Source organism: Prevotella melaninogenica, assembly GCF_018128065.1.
Taxonomy (GTDB): domain Bacteria; phylum Bacteroidota; class Bacteroidia; order Bacteroidales; family Bacteroidaceae; genus Prevotella.
The window spans coordinates 123,989-149,147 of sequence record NZ_CP072359.1 but is presented as its reverse complement, the minus strand read 5'-3'; the positions used below and the strand labels follow the sequence as shown (position 1 = coordinate 149,147).

At 40.7% G+C, this 25,159-nt stretch carries 8 protein-coding genes; 5 read left to right on the top strand and 3 right to left on the bottom strand.

From position 1 onward, the window contains the following. The gene (locus tag J5A56_RS00690) at positions 1–16,788 is read left to right on the top strand and encodes an LPD38 domain-containing protein (protein WP_021671394.1); all 16,788 of its coding nucleotides are present in this window, start codon (positions 1–3) and stop codon (positions 16,786–16,788) included. Positions 16,789–16,850: 62 nt separating this feature from the next. Further along, positions 16,851–18,830 (top strand): hypothetical protein, encoded by a 1,980-nt coding sequence (locus tag J5A56_RS00685; protein WP_021671393.1) that lies wholly within the window; start codon positions 16,851–16,853, stop codon positions 18,828–18,830. Between the two features lie 106 nt (positions 18,831–18,936). On the opposite strand, the gene J5A56_RS00680 is transcribed toward J5A56_RS00685, so the two are convergent. Genes J5A56_RS00680 through J5A56_RS00670 form a run of 3 tightly spaced genes read right to left on the bottom strand, consistent with a single transcriptional unit; the run spans position 18,937 to position 21,915 of the window. Continuing rightward, positions 18,937–19,278 (bottom strand): hypothetical protein, encoded by a 342-nt coding sequence (locus J5A56_RS00680; RefSeq protein ID WP_021671392.1) that lies wholly within the window; start codon positions 19,276–19,278, stop codon positions 18,937–18,939. Positions 19,279–19,300: 22 nt separating this feature from the next. Then, entirely contained in the window at positions 19,301–21,394 is a 2,094-nt protein-coding gene (locus tag J5A56_RS00675; protein WP_021671391.1) for a hypothetical protein, read from the bottom strand. After that, positions 21,379–21,915, bottom strand: a complete 537-nt coding sequence (locus J5A56_RS00670; protein WP_081691271.1) for a rhomboid family intramembrane serine protease — start codon at positions 21,913–21,915, stop codon at positions 21,379–21,381. The genes J5A56_RS00675 and J5A56_RS00670 overlap by 16 nt, the downstream gene beginning before the upstream one ends. 497 nt (positions 21,916–22,412) lie before the next feature. Here J5A56_RS00670 and J5A56_RS00665 point away from each other — a divergent pair, with 497 nt between their 5' ends. The 3 genes from J5A56_RS00665 to J5A56_RS00655 all read left to right on the top strand — a co-directional run bounded on the left by J5A56_RS00665 (position 22,413) and on the right by J5A56_RS00655 (position 25,151). Next, positions 22,413–23,198: a hypothetical protein gene (locus tag J5A56_RS00665; protein ID WP_021671389.1), complete on the top strand. Its 786-nt coding sequence runs from the start codon at positions 22,413–22,415 to the stop codon at positions 23,196–23,198. A 40-nt stretch (positions 23,199–23,238) separates the two neighbouring features. Further along, the gene (locus J5A56_RS00660; protein WP_021671388.1) at positions 23,239–24,663 is read left to right on the top strand and encodes an SU10 major capsid protein; all 1,425 of its coding nucleotides are present in this window, start codon (positions 23,239–23,241) and stop codon (positions 24,661–24,663) included. A 71-nt stretch (positions 24,664–24,734) separates the two neighbouring features. Beyond that, positions 24,735–25,151 carry a hypothetical protein gene (locus J5A56_RS00655; protein WP_021671387.1) on the top strand — a complete coding sequence of 139 codons (417 nt, stop codon included), beginning with the start codon at positions 24,735–24,737 and terminating at the stop codon, positions 25,149–25,151. Positions 25,152–25,159: the final 8 nt, after the last annotated feature.

Below are 25,159 nucleotides of genomic sequence, written 5' to 3'. Positions count from 1 at the left end.
ATGCCAAATAAGATAACATACACTATCACAACAGCCGATGGCAAAGAACATCAGGTTTCTAAGGAAAATGTCGATAAGTACGGTATTCAGTCGTATGCAGATGCATATAAGGGTGCTACAATCCGTATGCGTGATGCGCAGAAGGGAGATTATGACATTCCTTTACAGCATTTCGATAATGCGAGAAAGCAAGGACTTCATGCTTTCTCGCTTGAGCATACGCCTATTCAGAAGCAGACGGCACCAAAAGCTACACCTACTCCAACAGCAAAACCTGCTACAAGCCCAAGGGTACACCCTCAACAGAGCACACCGCAAGTTAGTAAGCCGCTTTTGTCAGACTCATTTTCCAAAGGAGCTGATTTCTTAAAGCCTAAGCCTGTAGGTTATAATCTTTCAGAAGGACATCGCACCGAAGTTCTTGGAGAGCAGGCAAAGCGTAGTGCTACTCCATCAAATCCACATGTACAGCGTGCTGTTCAGTTAGGTAACGAAGCTAAAGCTAAGCGTGTAGAGCGTGAGCAAAATCGTTTTGGTAAACCGACAATCGTTAAAGCCTTTGATGATGCTGTACATGGTGATAAGAAAGCGGCAAAGGAGTTGGGTATGCAGCAGGCTATGCAGCAGAAGAAAGACGAGATTGATTACATGCAGGCAACAGGGAAAGAATTACGTAACCCTGTTGACGCTGGATTAACATACGATGAAAATGGAGATGTAGTTCATTCAATGTTTGCTCCAACAGTAGCACGTGACGAACATGGAAACATCGTTACAAATGATGCAGGAGAGCCACTTGTGGGAGTTACGTCAGATGAAGCGCGTGCAAAAGCATACGGAGATAGTATACAGACAGGTATCGAGGCGCAACGTGAGAAAGATAAGGTTGATAATCTCTACAAAGATGCTGTTGAGAGTGTAGATGATGCCTTTAACGAAGAGTATAAAAAGAAAGAGGCTTTCAGAAAGGAACATCCTTTCTTGGGAGCAGTCAGTGATGCGCTTGAGGGATTTAGTAATCGAGGGAATGCCCTTCAGTATGTTCCAGAAGAAGCAAAAGCAGGGTTGTCGACACTTGGAATACTATCGAAAGCTGCGGTTGCGAAGAATAATGCAGACAGGTATGGGGATGCAGGAACTCTAAGTCGTCTATATGGTGGTATCATGGCAGGCTTGACAGACCCGTCAACGTATGATTTTGGCATAACTGATACATTTAACGCTGCTAATCTCTATCGTGCAGCAAAGAATTACGAAGAAGGGAAAGCAACTGATAAAGATAAGATGCTTCTTGATGCTGCAGCTATTGCTAATAACGTACAATTAGAAGCCTCTGATAAGCTTGGCGGTGCATTTGGGGCAGGTCAGAACCTTGTTGGTACTATTGGATTTATGGCGCAAATGGCTACAAATCCTGCCTCTGGGGTAGGCAAAGAAGCTGCTGCAAGTGTTGCTAAGACTGTTGCAAAAAGAGCACTGCAGAAGTTTGGTAAAGGAGCAATAGCAAAAGCTGTTACAGGTCTTGCTAAGGGTGCAACACGTGTGGGAATGGATGCTGTGGAAGCTGGCGTGGTTACAGGTATGTATAGCCCAACAAAGATTGTAGGCGATTATCTCAATCGAAAAACAGGTGATGTACAATCGGATGGTAAGGGTGGTTACATCTTCCAAAACAAGGAATATAGTGATGTAAAGGCACTCGCTAAGGCTATCAATGGTCAGTACGCTGAGAATATCTCTGAAATGTGGGGCGAATATCTACCTGGAGTGGGTAAAGTAAATGCGGCTATTGGTCGTGGCATGCGTAAGGTTGGCTTAGGAAAGGTCGTTGATGCTTTTGAACACATGAGTTCATCTAATTGGGCGAAGACCTGGAAAAATTTCCAAGAGAAAACCAAGTGGAACGGAATGGCTGGAGAATACTTCGAGGAAGTTGCTAATAATTTCTACAATGCTGTTACCAATGGAGATATGACACTTGACACAGACCCACACACTGGAGTGTTCAATCCAAAGATTAATCTTGATACGTTCTATAGTGTAGCTCTGATGAGTGGTATAATGAGCGGAGTTAACACAGCAGGTTATGCAAGAGAACGCTACAAGGCACCACATGAGCAGCGTAAAGCTGATGCACAAGCACGTTCTGTTTTTGGTGAGCGTTGGGATGAATATAAGGATGCTATTGATAATGCTGATGAAAAGCAGATAGGTAGCGTAATGGAAAAAATTGGCAATGATAAATCTTTGTCAAATACTCAAAAGGTTGCAGCCTTACAATATCAATATCGCACGGCTGTAGTGCATGGTGTAAATGCACAAGACACAAAGAATAAGTTGGAGGGGCAGTTTAATGCTATGGATGAAGCCTACAGTATGGGCTACAACTTGCAAGACGAAAAGGAACTCAACAATACAGCTATTCTTTATGACGAGGCGAAGAAACAAGCGACAAAAACTACTGGTTGGGATGAAGACACCCTTGAAAGTATGATAGGTAAAGATGGCGGTGCGTCAACTTTAGCTTATATGAAGCATAGTGATGAGTTTAACGACGAACAGCTACAGGCATTTACCGACTATGCCAATGCACGTGCAGCCTATAATGGTATGATTCAGCGTGTGAAAGATGATATTGACACAAAAGTACATGAAAGTAACCTTGAGGTAGACCAGCGTACAAACCTTGATACTGGTGCTATTCATCCAGCAACTATGAAAGTGGATGATAGACAAGTGTATATTGTCAATGGTAACGTTGTAATGCTCCCCGATGGTAGCGGTGTTGATCATGAACACTCTGATGATTTTGTTGTATTACGTGATGCCGATACCGGAGAACTTGAAACGGCAGACCCTTCTGCAATCTTCAAGGTGGATGCACCTATTAATCCAAAAGAAGAAAAAGAAGCTGCAGCGGACAATATTCGGCAGACATTTGCACAGCAGCAGGCTGACAAGATTGATGGTAAATTAGAGTTCAAGCAAGGCGACACCTATCCAATTATTGACAAAGAAGACGGCACGCAACACTCTTTGTCTATAATTGGTGATGCAATAGATGAGAAGACAGGACAGGTTAATCCTGAAATGGTGCTTGTTGATATTGATGGAGCTCAGCAGCCAACCCTCTTACCAAAAGCACAAGTTCAGCAGCAGGTTGATGAGGCACGTCGAGCAGCAGTTGCAGCAACGCAGGTTGTAGAGCATGCGCCAACTAACAGCTCTAATAACACTTACAATATAAACGATGAGGTTACGTTCACGGATGAGAATGGAAATATTGTTCGTGGAAGTATAACTGCCCCTGAGAATGAAGATGGTAAGTTTGAAGTCTATACAGAGCAGCCTATTAATGGAAAGAAAGTAAATCTGTTTAGTGCTGAAGAACTTGATTTGCTGACAAAAGCGCCTGCAGAGGATTCGGAAGATGCAACAATTCAGCAACCTCAGCAGCAAGAAGAAACAGAGGAAGCGGTAGAAGTGGTAGAAGCGAAAGCCCCACAACAGCAAACAACAGCTTTGGAACGCATTCCTAAAGACGAATCTGGACAGCCTCTTTATGAGCAGACAGACCCCGAGACAGCATGGGATGCTATTGTAGAGCAGACGGAAGGTGACACGAGTATGGCACAGACTGTTGCCGATGATATGGTGTCTGATTTGGAAGCTGGTGTAAAAAAGGCTGAAAAGACCAAAACAAAGAGTGGTGGTAGTATTGCAGAGAAGATTGCAGCGGAGAAAGAACGTGCTGCAGTTATTGAACAGGCTAAGGAAACACTTGCACATTGGAGGAAGATTGCAGCTGTTAATCGTATGCGTGAAGCCGCTATACAAGCAGAGGAACAGCGCAAAGCTGACGAAATGACACGTGTACGTAAAGAGGAGGAAGAAAAAGCACGTGCAGAGCAAGAAGAAGCGGAACGCATCAAGCGTGAAACTCTTAATGGCGTACCCGATTTTATAGAAGATAAGGCTCCAGATGCACGAGCAAGAGGTTACAGGCGTGTCAATGGGGATAAGGTAGACAGACAAGAGCCTATTGACGCAACGATAGGTAAAGAAGTGCAGGTTAAATTTGATGATGATAACATTCCAACAGGACACGTTGCAATCATTGAAGCTAATCAGTTACAACCAAGTCATAAGAATGGGCAACGAAATCCACAGCACTTTATCGACGAGGCACAACCAAAAGAGCGTAAAGACGATGCAAGCGTAGGTGCAGCACGTAAGATTGCAGCAAACATTCGCCCAGAAGAAATTACATCGTCTGTTACAGCTTATACAGGTGCACCAACAGTGAACAGTCGTGGAGAGGTTATTCAAGGTAATAATAGAAGTGCTGCACTTCGTGAAATGTGGAACAATCAGCAGGAACAAGGCGATAAGTACAAAAAGTATCTCATTGATAATGCAGAAACATTTGGTCTAAGAGCAGAAGACATTGCAGCAATGGATAAGCCCATACTTGTTAATATGCTCGATGTGAACGATGATGAAGCTATTTCATTAGGTCAGTTCGTCGCAAGTGATACAGAAAGTGGAGGTACAGAACGTATCAAGCCTAAGAATGTTGCTAAGAAACTTGGTGACAAGATGAAGAACTTTGCAAACATTCTTTTGCGAGCTAATGACGAGAATATCTCTTTTGCAGAGCTTGTTGATAGCAATGGTATTGACGCTTTGAAATGGCTAAATACTAATGGAGTAATTAGTCCAACACAGTATAAGAGTGCATTTGATAGCAAAGGCAATATTACTGCAGAAGCGAAGAATGATATCAAGGGTATTATGTATCAGAGTATCTTCGAGGGTGGTAATACACAGCTTGAGGAGATGTTTAATGCACTACCAGCAAAAGCACAGAAAGCAATTCTTGCAACGGCTTATCGTGATTATGATAGTCCACAAAGCGAACGTATGATAGAGGATATTCAGGACTCTATCATGGCATATTATGCTCTGTCACATGATAGCATGTTTATGAATGCTAAGAATCATAAAGATGCACGTATAGCTGTTGAGGCATGGAGAAGACAACTTGCTTTCGACGATGTTACAGGAGAAAGTTATCTTCCTGCTGAAAAATATAATAACTTTGCATTATTGCTTGCGACTATGTACAAAGGTGACAATCAGTCACTCATACAGGGTACTTTCAATAGATTGTATGACCTTATACAAGGCACACAGGAAGAAACTCTGTTCGAGCAGCCTGATAATACACCACGTTCGCTTGTGCAGGCAATCAAAGAAACATTAAATATAGAACATAATGGACAACAAAGAAGCAATGTTTTGGCTGGCGATAGTTCAGCAAGCCAAGAAGGGAGAGCAGGAAGCAATGGAGATGCTACGCCAAGAGGACGAAGTGAGAATATCGATGGGGCAGAAACCAATAAAGGAGGAACTGAAGGAGATACTGGAAGAAGCGGAAGTGGACAAAGCAGTGGAGGCAGCCAAGAAGAGGTTGCAGCAGAAAACTCACATTTAACGAAAAAGGAGGCTGCTGATTTTATAGCTCAAATGGAATTGGGTGCAGATGTAGCACAAGAAATTCCGTTAACAATAGAAAATTGGGATAAAGAATTTGGAGAAGATGGCATAGTTTCCACCCCTATTGGTGACGTTAAAATGGGCGAGAACCAATTTGCAAAACTTATGCGAGCAGGTCGTAATGGCAAATTGGGAATGTTAAAACCAACGTTGGAATATCCAGATGCCATTGTAGAAGAAAATAGTAAAGCAAAGGAGGGAACACATACAGAACGACCATCTTCTTTCATCTTTATAAAGTCTTTCAGGAAGTCTGACGGAACACGTTATTACTATTTCACATCGATAACTGTTAGTGTTGATGGGAAAGAAGTCGTTGTTTCCAATCAAGAAAAAAGCCGTAACAGAATATTACGGCTTTTGATGGAGGGTAGTGTTATTTGGCGCACTCCGAAAGATGCGACTACTTCTTCGGCTGAGAAGCAAGGTTTGGACTATGTTCACCCTGATAAAGCCGAGGGCGAGACAAAGGGCTCGGTAATAACTCCTCAAAACACTTCTTCTGCTGGCAAAGATAGCAAACAATCTGATACAAAGCAAAAAAAATCGGAAAAATCTGCTAAAAAAGATGCTGTCAGTGAAGATTTGTTTGCAATGGCTGAACGTGTAGCGGCAGAAGATAAAGCTAAACGTACACGCAAAAAAGAGGAGGCAAAGGTTGACACCAATCCGACTGAAGCACAGAAAGAAGCTGGTAACTACAAGAAAGGTCATATTAAGGTAGATGGCTTCAATGTCACTATTGAACAGCCTAAGGGCAGTGTTCGTCGTGGTAAGGATGCAAATGGCAAGGAATGGAAAACCGAGATGCATAACACCTACGGATACATTCGAGGCACGGAAAGCGTTGATGGTGATCATATCGACATATTTTTGTCAGATAACCCAACAGAGGGCAATGTCTTTGTTATAGACCAAGTAAATAAAGATGGTTCTTTCGATGAGCATAAGGTAATGTACGGATTCTCTGACATGGAAAGCGCAAGGAAAGCATATCTTTCTAATTATGAAGAGGGATGGCAAGGATTGGGCAACATTACAGAAGTTAGCAAGGAAGAATTCAAGAAGTGGATTGATAGCAGTAAACGCAAGACAAAACCGTTTGCAGAATATTCTTCTGTTAAAACAGAAGGAGATGTAAATGTACAACATCCTATTGATGATAAAGGCAGCAAGCGTCTTGTATCTAATGAACGCTACGAAGAATTAAAGAAGCGTATGCGCTCTAAGTTGGGTCAGCTTAATTTAGGTGTAGACCCTGAGATGTTAGCTATCGGTGCAGAAATGGCAGTGTATCATATAGAGAATGGCGCACGTGCCTTTGGAGCCTATGCAAAGGAAATGATTTCTGACCTCGGAGATGCTATTCGTCCATACCTCAAAGCATTCTATAATGGTGCAAGAGATTTACCAGAGATGGTAGAGTTATCAAACGAAATGACCCCCTATGAAGAAGTGAGTCGTTTTGACATTGCTACAATAGGCAATGAGGGCGAGCAGTTAACACCTTCCGCTATTGAAACAGCTGAGCAGATTAACAACGAGGCAATAGTTGAATTTAATGCAAAGCAAGAACAGAGTAATACTAATGAGTTAGAAGATGTAGACAACGACGCGTATTCTATTACCAAGCAGCACAACAACAAGAAAGATGTTGATATCTGGGTTGTACGTGGTAAGGAACGCACAGACAAGGAAGTTTACACCCAGCGTAAGCAGGTGGCAAAAGAACATAACGGTTATTACTCTTCTTTCCGTGGTGTTAATGGCTTTGTATTTAATACAGCAGAAGAAGCACATGCTTTTGCTGATGCGATTTTTAACACACAATCAGAGAAAAATTATGCGCAAAATTCAGAAGAAATCATGCGCAAGGATATTATAAATAATGAAGACTCTGAAAATCAAGACAAAAACTCGGATGAGGATATTGTCAGCTCAAATAAAGCAATTACTGCAAAAGAGGAAAAAGTAAGTGCAGAGAAAGAAAAGCCAATAAAAAAGAACAACTCAAAGAAAAAAGATGTATCTTTGGAGCAGCCTACCACAGGTGATTTGTTTGGTGGCTTCTTCAATGAAAATGAATCTAAATTAAAAGAGAATGAAGATAACCCAAGAACTCGAACAGAAAATCGAAAAGGCAATGATGAAGTTTCGCAACGAGAATCTTCTGGCAGCAGGTCAGTTAACGAAAGAGAACTGGACAAAAATACTGAAGAACGCAGGTCTGAGCGACAAGGAGATAGCCGAGTACAGAGCAGAACAGCAGAAGTGCGCAGCAGCACTGAACGACCCTCTGGACGCTTATCGAGATTAAACGTTTCTAATAATCATGCTGAGCGTGGAGCAGACTATGCGCCTACAACCGTTGACGCTCGTATTGAAGCCAATATCAAAGCTATTGAGTTGGCAAATGAACTTGTCGAGAGTGGCGAAAAAGCAACTCCCGAACAAATGTCTGTTCTCAGAAAGTTTAGTGGATGGGGAGGTTTAGGCAAAGCCTTTAACCAATCTTCATACAGCTGGAGCAAAGATTCTATTCCTGCTCGCCTACAGAGTTTGTTAGGCGCAGAGGCCTACGAACAAGCCGTGATGAGTGCTAATAGTGCTTATTACACACCAGCGTACGTTATAGACACATTGTGGGACATTGCAAAGCAGCTGGGCTTTAAGGGTGGCAATATTCTTGAAGGCTCTGCAGGTATCGGTAATATTCTTGGACTTATGCCAATGGATATAAGCGACAATAGTCATATTCAAGCTGTAGAGATAGACGGAACGTCTGGCAATATTCTTTCCTTACTATATCCTGAAGCTAATGTCAACATACAAGGCTTTGAAGAGACGCGAGTACCGAATGGAAGTGTAGATCTTGCAATTACCAATGTTCCTTTTGTTACAGGTCTTCGTGTAAACGACACGACAGGAGATGGCGACCTTTCTAAGAAGTTCCACAATATTCATGATTTCTGTATTGCTAAGAATGTACGTAAACTGCGTGAGGGTGGTATCGGTATCTTTATATCTTCAAATGGTACACTTGACAGGTCACAGAAATTGCGTGACTGGCTTGTAAGTGAAGGTAATGCAGATGTTGTTGGTGCTTTCCGATTGAATAATAAAACATTCGGTGGCACTGGTGTTACATCAGATATCATTGTTATTCGTAAGCGTGTTAATGGTCAAGTTTCGCCAAATGCAATAGATGTAAGCACTGTTACAGGTGAACGTTCGGTGGAATTTGATACTGGAGAAACAAAACGTGTTAAGGGTGTAGATATTCCAGTTGTTAAACATCTTTCGATGGATTACAATAAATACTTCATTGAACACCCAGAAATGATGGCAGGTAAGATGGAGTTCGCTTTTGAGCATGGCGACAAATATCGTGCTACCTCAAAGGGACTTTATCCTACTAATGACAAGTCGCAAGATAAGTTGTTATCAAACTTCGTTCAATCTTTTACAAAGATGAAAGATGAGGCTGTGTCAACAAAGCAAGAGGGGCAGCCAGTGAATGTGTATGAAGAGCTTGGCAGTGATATCAAAGAGGGAAGTATGCTTGTAAATAAGGATGGCCAACTCTGCGTGGCTCAACTGGGCCAAGCAGTACCACTTAATCTTAACACGAATAAAGTTAAGGGGCATACAAAAGAAGAATGCTTTAACGCTTATACTGAAATTAAGCAGGCGCTCGCTGATGTCTTGAAGTATCAGACAGAAAACGAAACCGATGAAGGCTTAAAACCATTGCTTGATAAGCTGAATAAGGCATACGACTCTTTCGTAGACACATATGGACATCTCAACAAGAATACTTCTATAGCATTTTTACGCAATGATGTCGATTATCCTAACGTATTCTCTTTAGAAAAATACGAGGAAAAGGCAGATAAAAACGGTAAGCGTGTAGAATCATTCCATAAGACAGACATTTTTAATAAGCGTGTTGTAGAGAAGAGCGTGGAACCACAGCCTAAGAATGTAAAAGATGGTATCGTGGTAAGCGTTTATAAGTTTGGGAAAATAGATATTCCATATATCAGTCATCAGCTTGGGAAGACAGAGGAAGAAATCAAGCATGAGATTATTGCAAACGGATTAGGTTTCGAGAATCCTGTAAGTAAACAGGTTGAGGTGTCATACCAATATCTTAGTGGCAACGTAAGAGAGAAGTTGAAGCAAGCTGAGGAGAATAATGAGAATGGAGAGTATAACAGTAATATCAAAGCTCTTAAAGAAGTTGTACCTAATAGCATACCTGCACATCTTATAGAGTTTAACTTAGGCTCATCATGGATTGCACCAGAACTTTATGAGGAATATGTTAAAGATAAAACGGATGTTGATGTCAAGTTTACAGCAGCAGGCGGAACATGGTTTATGAAAGAGCCGCATTGGACAGACAATGAAAAAAATCGTTCATTTGGCGTACACAGCGACTTGTTGGGTAAACATGTTATGGGACATGAACTTATAGAAGCGGCTATCCAAAATAAGACTATTACAGTCTCAACGACACGTAAACTTTATAATGGTACGACAGAAACTATTACAGACAAGGAAGCGACACAAGCGTGCTCAAGCCGTATAGACGAAATAAGACAGGAGTTTAAGGACTGGGCACGCAATAAGATGCAGAGTAATCCTGAGATGTCTGATAAGATGGAGCAGGTTTATAATGACCTTTTCAATAATTACGTACCTATAGATATACCAAGTGAATATATCCCAGAGCATTTCGGAGGTGCTACTCATAACATTACATTACGTCCACATCAAGCAAAAGCGGTTGTACGTGGAACAATGCAGCCGTTAATGCTTGCACATGAAGTAGGTACTGGTAAGACTTTTACGCTTATTTCCACAGCAATGGAAATGCGCAGACTTGGCACAGCACGTAAACCTATGATTGTTGTACAAAATGCAACAGTAGGTCAGTTTGTTGCAAGTGCGAAAGAACTATATCCAAATGCAAAGATTCTTACGCTTGAGGATAGTGACCGCAATGCAGAAGGAAGAAAGAACTTCTATGCGAAGATACGTTACAACGATTGGGATATGATTGTTGTTCCTCAATCAACCTTTGAATTTATCCCTGATAGCGAAGAGCGTCAGATGACGTTTATCCAGGATAAAATAGAAGAGAAGTTGACTGTCTTGGCAAAGATGAAAGATGCAGACAAGTCAGGTCGTAATTTAATCACTCGTCAAGCGGAGAAAGAAGTTGAGCAGCTGAAAGAAGAATTAGCAAATTTGACCAATACACTTTCAGAGAAGCGAACGGCAAAGGAAGAGAAGAAACGTGCAGTTACAAAACAGAATACGGAGGTTAAGGCTCGTGAGATGCTTGAGCGTAGAACGGATGAAACAGAGAATTTCGATGACATGGGAATTGACGCTCTGCTTATCGATGAAGCGCACGAGTATAAACATCTTGGTTTTGCTACAGCTATGCAGCGTGGTGTCAATGGTGTTGACCCTTCATATTCTAAAAAGTCACAGGGTGTTTTCTTAAAAACGCAAGCCGTGTTATCAAAGAGTCATGGACGTAACGTCATCTTTGCAACTGGTACTCCTATTAGTAATACAGCAGCAGAGATTTGGACGTTTATGCGTTATCTCATGCCTTCTGAAACTATGAAAGAGTATGGTATCTACTACTTTGACGACTTTGTGCGAAACTTTGGTAATATTCAGCAGATGCTTGAGTTTACTACCAGTGGAAAGTTTAGGGAGAATAATCGTTTTGCAGGCTATATTGATTTACCAGAGTTAGTGCGTATTTGGTCAAGTGTGTCTGACACGGTTCGAACAAAAGATGCTGGTGAAGTCAGTGATAAAATTCCTAAGATGGAAGGGGACAAGGCTCAAGACCTTTATCTACCTCAAACACCAGCACTTCGTGGTATTATGAAATATGTCAAGGCAGAACTTGAGGCATACGACAAGATGAGTGGTAAGGAGAAAAAAGAGAATTCTCATATTCCGCTTACCATGTATGGGATAGCTAAGGCAGCAGCTGTGGATGCACGATTAGTTGATGAAGCGGCAGAAGACGACCCTAATAGTAAGACCAATGAGGCTGTGCGTCAGACTTTACGCTCCCTCAAAGAAACAGCTTCTTACAATGGTACTGTAGCTTTGTTTGCAGATAATTATCAGAATAAGACGAGTGGCTTTAATCTTTACGAAGATATTAGAAGGAAACTTATAGAGGCGGGCGTTCCAGAGAAACAGATTGTTGTAATGAAGTCGGGAATGACCGTTAAGAAGAAATTAGAAATCTTCGATAAGGTCAATCGTGGAGAGGTCCGAGTAATCTTAGGAAGTACGTTTACACTCGGAACAGGTGTGAATATACAAGAACGTCTACATACACTTATACATATTGATGCGCCTAATAGACCAATGGATTATACGCAGCGTAACGGGCGTATATTACGACAAGGAAATATTCATAAGGATATGAACAAACCTGTTCGTGTGCTTCGTTTTGGTGTAGAGGATAGTCTTGATGTTACCGCTTACCAAAGACTAAAGACTAAGGGTGCTATTGCTGAAAGTATAATGAAAGGTAAACAGCTCATGGCAAACAGTATGGAGAATCGTATACTTGAAGAAGAGGAAGACGCTTTCGGAGATACTGTAGCACAGCTTTCAGGAAGCGAGTACGCTATGTTAAAGAATCAGGCAGAGAAGAATGTCCGTAAGTATGAAAGTCGCAAACGTCAGTGGGAAGCAGACCAAACCTATATTCACAATGCTAAGCCACGTCTTAATGGACTTATCAAAAATGCTCAGCTTCAAAAGGAAGAGAACGAGAAGAACCTTTCACTTGTGAATAATACCTACCCTGATGGCAAACTTAAAGCTATCATTGTTGGTAAACATAAGTATGATAGCGTGGCAGGAATGGAGGACTTCTTCAAAGACCATAACAAGAAGGTTAAAGAAGAAAGCGAAAAAGTTAAGAATGGAACCAATGCTACTTATGGCAGCACCATTAACGTTGACATTGATGGACTTGTTTTCACAATTCATACCGAGGTTTCAAAAGAAATGTCTTCTAAGGGTGTTAATCTCTTTGCTAAGTCTGTTCGTACAATGACCTATTCTCAAAAGGAACTTGGACTCAAAGATGTTCCTGTAAAGGGGGCGTTGATGCGTAATGCAATAGAGGATATTGCCGATAATATTATAACTGGTAATGATTTCAAGGAGAGAGTAGAGCGAGCAAAACAAAATATTGCACACTACCGCTCAGACTTAGAACATATCCTTTCAAGAGAAGGTAAACCTTTCGAATTCGAGAATGAACTTGAAGAAGCTAAAGCAAAGTATGTAGAGTACACAGAAGCGATGAAGAAAGAAATGGAAGAAAAGGAGAAGAAATATGCCGAGATGGATAAACACGTTGAAGCGGTCTCTTCACTTTCAGAAATTTCTGAAGACGAGGAAACTCTTATGCGTTCTGGGCAAGGTTCATTCTCTGACAACGAGCTAAGCTTTATTAATGACCCAGTTGCAAAGATGCTTGGTAAGAACAGCCGTACCGAGGAAGACCGCAAGGCTTTTGCGGAAAGGGAGCGTCAGCGCATGATAAGTCGTATAAGCGAACTTGCTGACAGGTTACACCTTAATAATATTGAAGCTGTTACAGATAGTAACGGTTTGCAGGGCAAGAAAGCTAAGGCAAAAGGATTCTATTCTAAGAGTAGTGGAAAAATTACCATCGTTATCCCTAATCATGCAAGTGTAGAAGATGTAGAGAAGACTCTGCTACATGAGGCTGTAGCGCATTATGGACTAAGGAAATTGTTTGGTGAACACTTTGAGACATTCCTTGATAACGTATATCAGAATGTAGAGCCAGAAATAAGACGCATTATAACAAGTCAAGCGGCAAATAACAACTGGGATTTCCGTACAGCAACAGAAGAGTATCTTGCAGGACTGGCAGAACGAACAGACTTCGAGAGGGTTCATTATACAATATGGAATAAGATAAAAAGTTTATTCCTAAAGATGTTGCATAGTATAGGTTTTGAGGGCTGGTCGGCTACAGAGTTAAGTGACAACGAACTTCGTTATTTGCTATGGCGCAGCTATGAAAATATGAAAGAACCAGATAGATATCGCAGCATATTAGGTGAGGCTGAAGACATAGCAAAGCAAAATGAATTAAAGGTTGGGAACTATGAGCTACAGGACACTGATTCTTCTAATGTAGCTGAACGAGGGATTCTATATAGAGAAGATGATTCTGAAGAGAAAAAGCGAGTTAATGCAAGAGAGAAGTACGAGCAGCGTGTTAATAGAGCTATGTTCCAGACGCAAGAAGCCTTACAAGATAGCATGCTTGCTCTCAAAGAGGCTATGAATGCTATTACTAAGGCAGAGGGAAAGAATGTTAACATTGAAGACATTGATGGCTATGAAAATGCCTACTTAGGCGAAAACAGATTATCATCAGTGAATAAAGCAGAGGCGGATGCTTTTGCGCATCTTTTGTTTAAGCCAATGCTTGCAGAAGTTTCTAAGATTTGCAAGAATGCACAAGAACGTACAGAACTTGTAGATTACATGATGGCAAAGCATGGTCTGGAACGTAATGCTGTCATGCGTAAGCGTGCGATAGAAGATATCCTTAATAACGAAAAGTTAAGCGATGCTCAAAAGAACGCACGTGCAGGTCTTGCAGAATATCGCGACTATGCAGGACTTACTGCATTAACAGGTAAAGATAATATAACAGAGGCAGAAGTAGATGCGGAAGTAATGGTATCAGAGTACGAGAACACCCATGACACTACCAATTTGTGGGATAAGGTAAATACAGTAAATGCAGCTATCTTGTCTAAAAGTTACGAGTGTGGGATGATGAACAAGGATACTTATGAGAAAATAAGCGATATGTACAAATACTATATTCCACTCCGTGGCTTTGATGAAACCACGAGCGAGGAAGCATATGCATACCTTTTGCATCAGAATAGCGCTTTCAATGCACCAATCAAAGTTGCTAAGGGACGCTCTTCTAAAGCAGATGACCCTTTTGCGAATATGCAAAGTATGGCCGAAAGTGCTATAACGCAGGGAAATAGAAACAAACTTGTTAAACAGCGCTTCTTTAACTTTGTACTCAATCATCCAAGCGACCTCGTTAGCATTAGTGACATGTGGTTAAAATATGATGATGTGGCAGACGAATGGAAACCTGTATTCCCTGACAACTTTGAGGAAAACGACTCCGCAGAGGATATTGAACAGAAGTTGAAAGAGTTTGAAGATAAAATGAAAAAGCTTGCTGAGCAGGCTCCTGACAAGTATAAGCATGGAAAGGAAACTGCAAATATTCCTTATAGAGTTGTCGATAGCCGTGACTTGCGTCAGCATCAAGTACTTGTTAAGCGTGGAGGAAGAGATTATGTTTTAACTCTTAATGGTAATCCACGAGCTGCTCAAGCTCTCAATGGGCAGACTAACCCAGACAATGATACATCTGGTGCTGTTGGTGCAATCCTCAAAGCTGGAGAGATGGTTAATAGACAACTAAGTGCGTTCTATACTACAAGGAATCCTGACTTCGTTGTGTCTAACTTTATTCGGGATATGCTGTATGCAAATTCAATGGTATGGGTGAAAGAAAGTCCAAACTATGCATTACGTTTCCATAGAAACATTGCACGTTGCAACCCTGCACAATTAAAACTGCTCCTTGCAAAGCATAGAAAGGGAACGCTTGATATGAATAATAAACTGGAACATATGTTCTATCAGTTTATGATGAATGGTGGCGAAACAGGCTATGCTAATGTGAGAGATATCGAGCAGCATAAGAATGATATTCGTAGAGAGTTGAAGCGTGCTAATGGTAAGTTAAGTATTACAAAGGCTTTTAATTTACTTGGAGAAAAACTTGATGAGTATAATCGTGCTGTTGAGAACTGCGCACGCTTTGCAGCTTACCTTACGTCACGTGAGATGGGTAGAATCGTAGAACGTTCTATTTACGATGCAAAAGAAATATCTGTAAACTTCAATAAGAAAGGTAGTGGTGCGAAATTTATGAACGCAGTTGGGCAGACTAAAATCGGTACTGCCAGTGCTTTTGTTTCGGGTATAGGACGCAGCGGATTTGTATTCTGGAATGCTGCAATACAAGGTACAACAAACTTTGGCAGACAGTTTAAGAAACATCCAACTAAGGCTTTTACAGCTTCAGCTATAATGTTCTTACTTGGTGCTGTAATTGCAGGCATAGGAATGGGAGACGGAGATGATGATGCAGATGCAAATAGTTATTGGAACTTGCCTGAATATGTAAGGCGTAGCAATATCTTGTTTAAGATAGGAGACCAATGGGTATCTATACCATTGCCTGTAGAGTATCGTGCAATCTATGGCATGGGTGAACTTATGGTAAGTGCTATGAGTGGAAAGGAACATTTCACAGGCTCAGAGTTAGGTAAGGCGATAGCAGGACAAGCAACTCAGGTTCTTCCTATTGACTTCTTAGAAGGTGGAGGCGGTGTTAAGGCATTTGTGCCAAGTGCTGTTAAACCATTTGCAGAAGTCTATAGCAATAAGGGTTGGACAGGTATGCCTATCTATAAAGACACTCCTTATAATAAGTACATGCCAGAGTGGACAAAAGCATACAAGAGCGCTAACAAATATCTTGTTGGAATAGCTAAGACGCTTAATGGGGCTACAGGAGGAGACGCTTACACTAAGGGGTCTATTGATATCAATCCAGCGCAGATAGAATATCTCCTTAATGGATATTTTGGTGGTGTTTCTGGCACTATAGATAAACTTTCTAAGAGCGCAGAGACTATAGCCGGGGATAGGGAGTATGACCCACGCGATTTCTTACTTCTCAATCGAATCTTAAAGAATGGAGATGAGCGCACAGAGGCACGTGCAATCAACAATGAGTATATGCGTGTTAAAGAAGAGCATGATGTCTTAAAGGCAAGAATGAAGCATTATGAGAATGATACCGACAAAGGCCTCTTTGATTATGCTGATAAGATTGATTTTCTATATAATTCTCCAGAGTTTGCTCGTTATGAGATTTTCGAAGACTATAGCAAGGATATTGATGCCCTCTATAAAGAGTTGAAAGAAGCTAATGATGGAGCAGAACATCTCTCAATTGAGAAAGAGCTTACAGAACTAAAAAAAGAGATGATTGAAGAAATGAACAAGACACGTAAATAGTTAAACTTATGATAGTGTAAGCATTGCTTATCTTTGCCTACACTATTAAATTGGATTTCAATATGCATACTGTTACAAATAAAAAGGAGAAGCTGATACCGATGAGCCGTATTACTCCAAATACAAAAAATGGGGAAATGGATACGGTTGCTTTTCGTGCAAACAATTTTGAGAGGCGTAGGGCTTTTGACGTGCTGATAGAAGCTCAACACTATTGGAACGAAATGGATCAGTTCCGAAAAGATAGACAGAGGAACAAGAGATACACCTACGGAGACCAATGGGACGATAAGATTTGCGTCGATGGCAAAACGATGACAGAGGAAGAGTATATCAAGCAGCAAGGTAACGTTCCGCTAAAGAACAATCTTATCAGAAGGCTTGTTCGTAATGTACTTGGTGTATATCGTTCACAATCGAAAGAGCCTACATGTGTAGCACGAGATAGAGATGAACAAAAACTTGGAGAAACAATGTCTACCATTCTGCAATGTAATATGCAGCTTAACAGAATGAGCGAGGTATATGCACGTACAATGGAAGAGTTTTTGATATCAGGTTTTATTGTACATCGCAAAAGTTATGGATGGCGTAACGGTAAGGAAGATTGCTGGACGGATTATGTTCAACCCAATAACTTCTTTATCGATAACAATATGCGTGATTTTCGTGGTTGGGATGTTGGTTGCTTGGGAGAGGTGCACGATATTAGCTTTGGACAACTCTGTGAACAGTTTGCTGAAACTCCAGAAGATTATCGTAAACTAAAGGAGATTTATAAATGGGCAGATGATAAAGAATATATAGCAAGCTACGCAGAGAAGTTTGGCTATAGTAGACTTGACAATTTTGATTTCCTCTTCACAAGTGAGCCTGGAAGATGTCGTGTTATAGAAGTTTGGCGCAAGGAACAGAAGCCGCGCTATCGTTGCCACGACTATCTTAATGGCGATATTTACAAAATAGATGAAGAAGATTATTACAAGGATGTCGTTTCGGTAAATGAGCAGCGTATGCAAATGGCAGAGGCTTCAGGAATGCCAGCAGAAGAAGTCCCACTTATCAAAGCTACTTGGTTCATGGATGATTATTGGTACTTCTATTATCTTTCCCCATTTGGACATATCCTTAAAGAAGGAGAGACTCCTTTTGAACACGGAAGTCACCCTTATATCTTCAAAGCTTATCCATTCATAGATGGTGAGATTCATTCGTTTGTTAGTGACGTAATAGACCAGCAGAGGTATACTAACCGACTCATTACGCTATATGATTGGATAATGAGAGCGAGTGCTAAGGGCGTTTTGTTGATGCCAGAAGATTGTTTACCTGATGGTGTTAGCATGGAAGATATTGCTGAAAGTTGGGCGGAGTTTAACGGAGTCATTGTGTTTAAACCATCTAAGACAGGACAAATGCCACATCAAGTAGCGAATAACTCTACTAATATTGGCATTACTGAATTACTCAATTTACAGCTTAAGTTCTTTGAGGACATATCAGGTGTGAATGGAGCTATACAGGGTAAGCCTGGTTTCTCTGGACAAAGTGCATCAATGTATAATCAGCAAGTTCAGAACTCTACAATGTCATTGCTTGATATGTTAGAGTGTTTTTCCTATTTTGTTATAGATGGAGCTTACAAGGATGTAAAGAATATACAGCAATTCTATGATGGGAAACGTGTGTTTAATATTGCAGGAAAAAGTGGAGCACAAATTGAATACGACCCAAAGAAAATTAGAGATGTTGAATTTGACTTGTCTATCACCGAAAGTACAACAACACCAGCATATCGTCAACTTGCTAATGATGTCCTTATGCAACTATGGCAAGCTCAAGCTATCAGTGTAGAACAACTGCTTGAACATGGAGACTTCCCATTTGCAGATGATCTACTGCAAAGCCTACAATCTCAAAAAGAACAGATGCAGCAAGGACAGTTACCTCAAGGTGTTTCACCGCAGATTATACAAAAAGCGCAACAAGGAGCTAATATGCAAGCTGTAGACCAGCTATATCAAGCGTTACAAGCTGCATAACAAAAGGCGTAGGATTTCCCTACGCCTTTTGTTTTACTTTTTCTTGTTCACGTTCGTTTGAATATTCTCTACCGCTAAAGGGTCATTGGTAAGAGTTGCAATGCCTTCAAGACTTTGTTTTATGTTGTATCTTCCCATTGCACCAAGAGTAATACTGCTGTTTCTTCAATTCAATAACAGAGGCTGGCATCTCAGCTGTCCCATTTCTATATGGGGTTGCATAAAAGCACTCTCTTTCAAGGTCAGCAACAAAAGCCTTATTGGTGATATAGCCTTTGTGTTTTAGCCGACGGAAGTTAAATCTATCCATGACAAGGAGTGCTCTCTTTGTACCTGAAGCAGGCATGACATAATAACGTTCACCAGTTCTCTCATGTGCCTCATTTGCCTTTCTTACCGCTTCACGATAGCGTAGGTAAGCTTTCAACTTTTTAAAAACATTCATCATCTTATTATATATTAAATTAAACTTATATTGTTGCAGCTGATACTGCTTTCTTCTTTTTGGGGATACGCATCTTGACACGTAGCACAATAGTTGGTATGGGCATTTCAAAGAAGCAAATGTGAAGCCCAATAGCACGTGTCATTAACAAATCATCATGCTTTCCTATAATAGCTCCAAAGGCTCCATTCTGTTTTTTTTCATAAACCACATATTCATCTAAACAGCGCTCGTCACGTTCTATGTATAAATGTTCACGTACAACCTTAATCAAAGTTGATATAATCATTGGCTTAGTTGCAATGTTGGTGTGAAAACCATACTTACGAGGTAGACCTTCCCTAATCTCGTCTTCTGTCTGTTTACGTGCATATAGATTTGGATAGACATCTTTAATCTGATTAAGAATAAAGTGTGATAAATCTCCGTCCACTTGTCTTTCCTTGTCATGTGTCTCAAGTGTATTACTCTCGATAACAAGTAATGAGTTATCATAGAATGCTGCTATTTGTGCAGCTTTCCAAGCAAGTATATCCATATCAATATGTCCGTACCATTGTGCAACAACTTCAGGTCTATCTCCGTCTATCATAAACAGACGGTCGATTACTAATATAACAGACCAGTCGGCTTTTTTCGAACGCCCACCAATATCAACTATTGTAAGATATCTATTTGTAACAACCTCTTTGTCATCAATCTCTGGCAAATCCCAAATCCATAGTAAACCTTGCGTGTCTTCTGCAAAGCGAAGATTTTTAAGTGCATCTTTACCAGAGTCACCATCTGCATAAACATCTCCAATATACTTAGGCGGTTTGCATGACGCTCTGAACTCATCAACTTTATACTTATCGAAGACACGTTCACCCGAATGTACAAAAGCCTCAACATCATCAGATGGATATTCTGATGCCATTGGAGCATGTTCGTTATACTTAGCACGCTCTTGCACATACCAATTGATTGCTTCTAATGTTGCGCCCTGTTCCCATAGCCACCATAGATACTTACCGCTCTCGGCACGAGTTGACAGGATATTACTATTATTGCGGTTCTTCCATAACCATACGGCAAAGTCTGCCTTTTCTTCTTCATTCTCAAAAGATAGCGAGTACTGTTCGATGTCAAACCAAGAAACGAACATTGCTTCAAACTGTGAAGTACCATGTTTTGCCGCATCATATTCTCGCTGAAAGAAGTTTCCAGTACCATTCGCCGTACTCTCATATACAATCATTGTATACGGCTTCAGTAAGATTCCAGAGCAAGCTGAGCGCACAATATCCTCAGGCTTCTTACCATCCGTCGTCTTCCATAGTCCTACCTCGGAAAGATGTACAAGGTTGTAATCTCCACCACGGCAAGAGTCAGGACGTTCCGCTGTTCCAATTTTTATTTTACAGTTACGTTGTGGTACACGATGAATAGAACCAGAGTGTCCTACACCTACTAACTTAGATTCATTTTCATTGTAGGTTTCACCCAGTTTATAAAGCATAGTTATAGGATAAGCTTTAATCATACGGTCAAACATATCCTTGATTTCATCAGAACCAGCACCTTGGTGAGCGATGATTAGCGAGTTAAGACCTACCTTGTGAATGAGCTGAAGCCATGCCATATATAGCTGAGAAGTTGTAGAACCTCCCCATTGTCGTGCCTTTAGTAGAACTATTCGTATAGGCTTGTTGGCTTTGCGCAACTTTTCAAGTCGCTCTACAAACTTCCTTTGAGGTCGTGTGAGTCGAAATAACACATCGTCTCCACCACCTTTGTTTTTGATGTAAACATACAATGCTGCCCAAAAAGCAAAGTCATAGCGGCACCTTAATCGTACAAATTGCTCTATAACTTTAAGACGATCTTCCTCAGAATATTCTACTTCTAATTCTTCTGTTAGGAATTTTATTATACTTCCACAGCTTATTAGCAGTTTTACCAATGGAATGCTAAGCATTTCAACAGGAATATACTGTGTTTCTAATGGGAAACCATCTATATGTACTTCAACACGTTCTCCAATAGACCCTATACCGCTGATAGGGTCAAACTTTTGGTAAACGTCAGCATTACGTTTATCATTCTCTTTTAATATGTTGATTACTTCTTTCTGCATATTACAATCGGATAGTTAAGAAGAGATGATAATATACCACATAAATAACAATACAGATGGAGCCATCCATTTGTGTATGGGAATACAAAGCCGATAATAAGATAGAACACCATCCATGCTTGATAGTACAATTTCCTACGTACTTCTAACGAAATAGAACCGAAGAGAAAAAACACAATCCCAGATAGTCCAACAGTTGGTAACGCAGAAATAGGTAAGACTTGAGAAAGTGTTTCTATTGGGAATGTTACGGCAACAATATAAGCAAGTATTAGCCTTTGCAATCTGATATTGTAGATAAAAACTAAACTGATAAGACACCAAGCGTTAAGGGTAGCATGTATGATACCCGAATGAAAGAAAGGGTAGAGACCTCTTCCTACCCACGAACCTCCTGCGTAGATGCCGACTTTGTGCAAGTCAGAAAGCTTTAATAAGGATAGAGCTATTACTATTACTGCTAAAAGCAATGACGTAACCTTTTCTTTCTTTCTTCGTATCTTTTCTTTCTCTCTTTGCATATCATAATTCTAATACTGCCAGCACTTAAATAGAATTTAGGAGCAGGCTGTGCTACAACTATCTCACAACACTTGTTTATCGACCAATGAGGGTTCTTTGTTTTAAGTTCAACAACACGTTTGTGTATTTCATGAAACATCTCACGTTTTAAAGGGCGCATCTTATAATAAGGGTGTTTACCTTTTATTATAGCCATTACTATTTTGCTTGCCCAAATTTCTGATACCCAAAATCTCCGAGAAGGCATATTGGATATCTGTTCGCAAATGTGTGGAATACTGATATATTCGCATGACGATATATGCTCATTATATAGTCGCATTATATCGTTCATGCGCTCTTCAGCATACTCCATAGTGGAACCTCGATGTTTCATAACGGTTTTATCTATGTTCCAAAGTTATAAAAAAGAACGTAAAAACTTAAACGATTTATATAATAATTGTATCCTATTTTTGCATTAAAACAACCATCATAAATTTAGAGATATAAGATTATGGCTGAAAATCCAACAGTTAAGAGTAATCGTGATAAGTTTAGAGAAAGGATGAGCAAGAAGTATCCTGATCATAACTTTGATGACGAAGAGGCTTTATATGGTCAAATCGGGGATGACTACGATGGATACGAAAAGGAAATTAATGGCTATAAGGAGCGTGAAAAGGCTTTCTCAGATCTTTTTACAAGTGATCCTCGCAGTGCTTCTTTCCTCACCAACTGGTGTAAAGGTGGCAACCCTGCCATAGAATTGGTACGTATGTTCGGAGACGACTTTGTAGAAGAGTTGAAAGACCCTGATAAGCAGGAAGAACTTGCTAAAGCAAGTCAAGAGTATGCAGAACGTGTTGCCAAAGAGAAAGACTTTGAAGAGCAGTATCAAAAAAATATTTCTGAGACGCTTTCCACGATTAAGGCGATTCAAGATGAAAAGGGATGGAGTGACGAGCAGGTCGACGAAGTAATGGAGTTCCTTGTAAACATCATGAAAGATGGAATTCTTGGTAAGTTCTCACGTGAGAGTATTGAAATGGCTTCTAAAGCTATCAATCACGATGCTAACGTTGAGGAAGCTGCACATGAAGGCGAAGTTCGAGGACGTAATGCAAAGATTGATGAAAAGCTTCGTAAAAAGACCCGCAATGATGGCACTGCTAACCTTAGTGGTAAGAACGGAGGTAGCGGCTCTAAACGACAAATGCCAGACCTTGGTGCTATTAGTCGCTACGACGGAGCTCAGTCTATTTGGGAGCGAGGTGGCGAAAAACGTACAGCCTACAAATAAGTACAAATTTTACTATTAATAATTCAAAACAAAAGGAAGAATGAAGAAAATTAAGAAAAGTTCGAGTTTTCTCTATCGCATTATGCTAACATTGTTGGCTATTGTGATGGGAGCGTCAAACGGCGTGCTGATGGCTAACGCCTCCGCACTTCCAGATGCAGGAAAAACAAATGCAGGCGCAGAGGGCACTGGTGGCACTGATGGTATTGCGACAGAAACGCAGGGACGTACAGATGGTGACGAAAACTTCTACATGAGCGACGTAGACCAGCGTATCGTTAAGATTCGTCCTATGGCTACGCCAGTGGACCAGATTAGTCGCTATGCTAAATCAAGTTCTTGTGACTCATTTGAGGTGAAGTATTATTCTGTTGGAACACGTGAGATTAAGTGTACTACTACAAAGAAGGTTGAGGCTATGACCAGTGGTGCCAGCACGTCACTTCCTGTGAGCGACACCAATATGTTTACACTTGACGATACTATTCGTGTAGTTGGCGTTAAGGGTGTAACAGACCCTAATACTGGCAAGGCATATACTGGTAGTAATATTCCTGACCTTGTGCTGTGTGTATGTGGTAAGGATGCTTCAACAAACGTCCCTACAGTATATGCTGTTAATGGCTCTATGGATAACACCTCTAAGCAGCCAATCTTTGTTCCAGAGATAAAGAGTGGAGCTACGCTTGTTAGAATGGGTAAGGCTTGTGGAGAGTTGGATGTTCAGACTGGACGTTTCAATAATATTCCAATGCCAGAGACCCAGTACTGTCAGAATTTCATGATTCAAGTAGAACAGTCAACCTTTGATAAGATTGCTTCAAAGGAGGTGAACTGGAACTTCTCTGATTTGGAAGAGGATGGTATCTACGACATGCGCCTTGCAATGGAGAACACTTACCTGTTTGGTGTTAAGAATGTTATCAAGCATATCGCAAAGGAAGGTATGAATACTTGGTTCACTGGTGGTATTTGGTGGATGGCAGGAAAGGATATCGAGGTTGGAAAGTGGGATGCGGCAAAGAATTGTGCTGTTATTTCAGATGAAGACCTTGTTGATATCACCAAGGATTTGTTTGTTGGTACTGGTATTGGAAATAAGCGTAAGATTCTTCTCTGTGGCTCAGACATGCTTTCTGCATTCTCTAAGATTAAGAGTGACAAGTTCCGTCTGAAGGACACCGTTGAAGTTTGGAACTTGAAGTTTAAGTCATGGGATACAGACTTTGGCGAGGTGCTCACGGTTCATCATGAGTTGTTTGATGTTAACGGTATGAGTGATTGTGGCTTCGCTCTTGATCCAGAATATTTGTCTAAGAAAACACACGTATCTTGGGCTCGTAATATTCTTGACTTAAAGAAAGCCGGTATTCGTAACACCGATGCTGTAGTTATTCAGGAAGTTAGTTGTCTGTACTTGCGCTATGCTAAAGCACATGCACGTATGAAACTTGCACACGCCTAACAGCAAATAATAATTAATAACACTAAGGGGTGGGATTCTCGTACATCCCATCCCTTTTTATTTATAAAGACATGACAAAGCATTATATATCAGATTCGCATATCGCAATTAACGTTACTCTTGATGGTGGAGAAAGCATGCATCTATCCTTTATTGCATTATCAAATGGTGGCAGCGTCTTTTCAACTGATAGTGAAGAATTACAGAATGCTATCGAACGACACTATCGTTTCGGAGATTTATTTTCACTTGACCATACTGAGGAACCTGAGAATACATCAGAAACAGGTACTGATGGTGAAGAGTATACCTCCATAGGAGAGAGAGAGGACGGCAATATTCAGAAAATTGCTGTGAATGACTTGGGAGAAGCTAAGAACTACCTTGCAGACACATTGGGTATTAGTCGTACGTCACTTCGTAGCCTTAAGACTATCCTCGAAGTTGCAAAGGCTAATAACATTGAATTCGAGGGTTTGGATAAGTAACAGTTCTA

Bases quoted from the DNA above. Each gene is read 5' to 3' on its own strand.
- J5A56_RS00690 (WP_021671394.1), top strand. From the start codon at position 1: ATGCCAAATAAGATAACATACACTATCACAACAGCCGATGGCAAAGAA.
- J5A56_RS00685 (WP_021671393.1), top strand. From the start codon at position 16,851: ATGCATACTGTTACAAATAAAAAGGAGAAGCTGATACCGATGAGCCGT.
- J5A56_RS00680 (WP_021671392.1), bottom strand. From the start codon at position 19,278: ATGATGAATGTTTTTAAAAAGTTGAAAGCTTACCTACGCTATCGTGAA.
- J5A56_RS00675 (WP_021671391.1), bottom strand. From the start codon at position 21,394: ATGCAGAAAGAAGTAATCAACATATTAAAAGAGAATGATAAACGTAAT.
- J5A56_RS00670 (WP_081691271.1), bottom strand. From the start codon at position 21,915: ATGCAAAGAGAGAAAGAAAAGATACGAAGAAAGAAAGAAAAGGTTACG.
- J5A56_RS00665 (WP_021671389.1), top strand. From the start codon at position 22,413: ATGGCTGAAAATCCAACAGTTAAGAGTAATCGTGATAAGTTTAGAGAA.
- J5A56_RS00660 (WP_021671388.1), top strand. From the start codon at position 23,239: ATGAAGAAAATTAAGAAAAGTTCGAGTTTTCTCTATCGCATTATGCTA.
- J5A56_RS00655 (WP_021671387.1), top strand. From the start codon at position 24,735: ATGACAAAGCATTATATATCAGATTCGCATATCGCAATTAACGTTACT.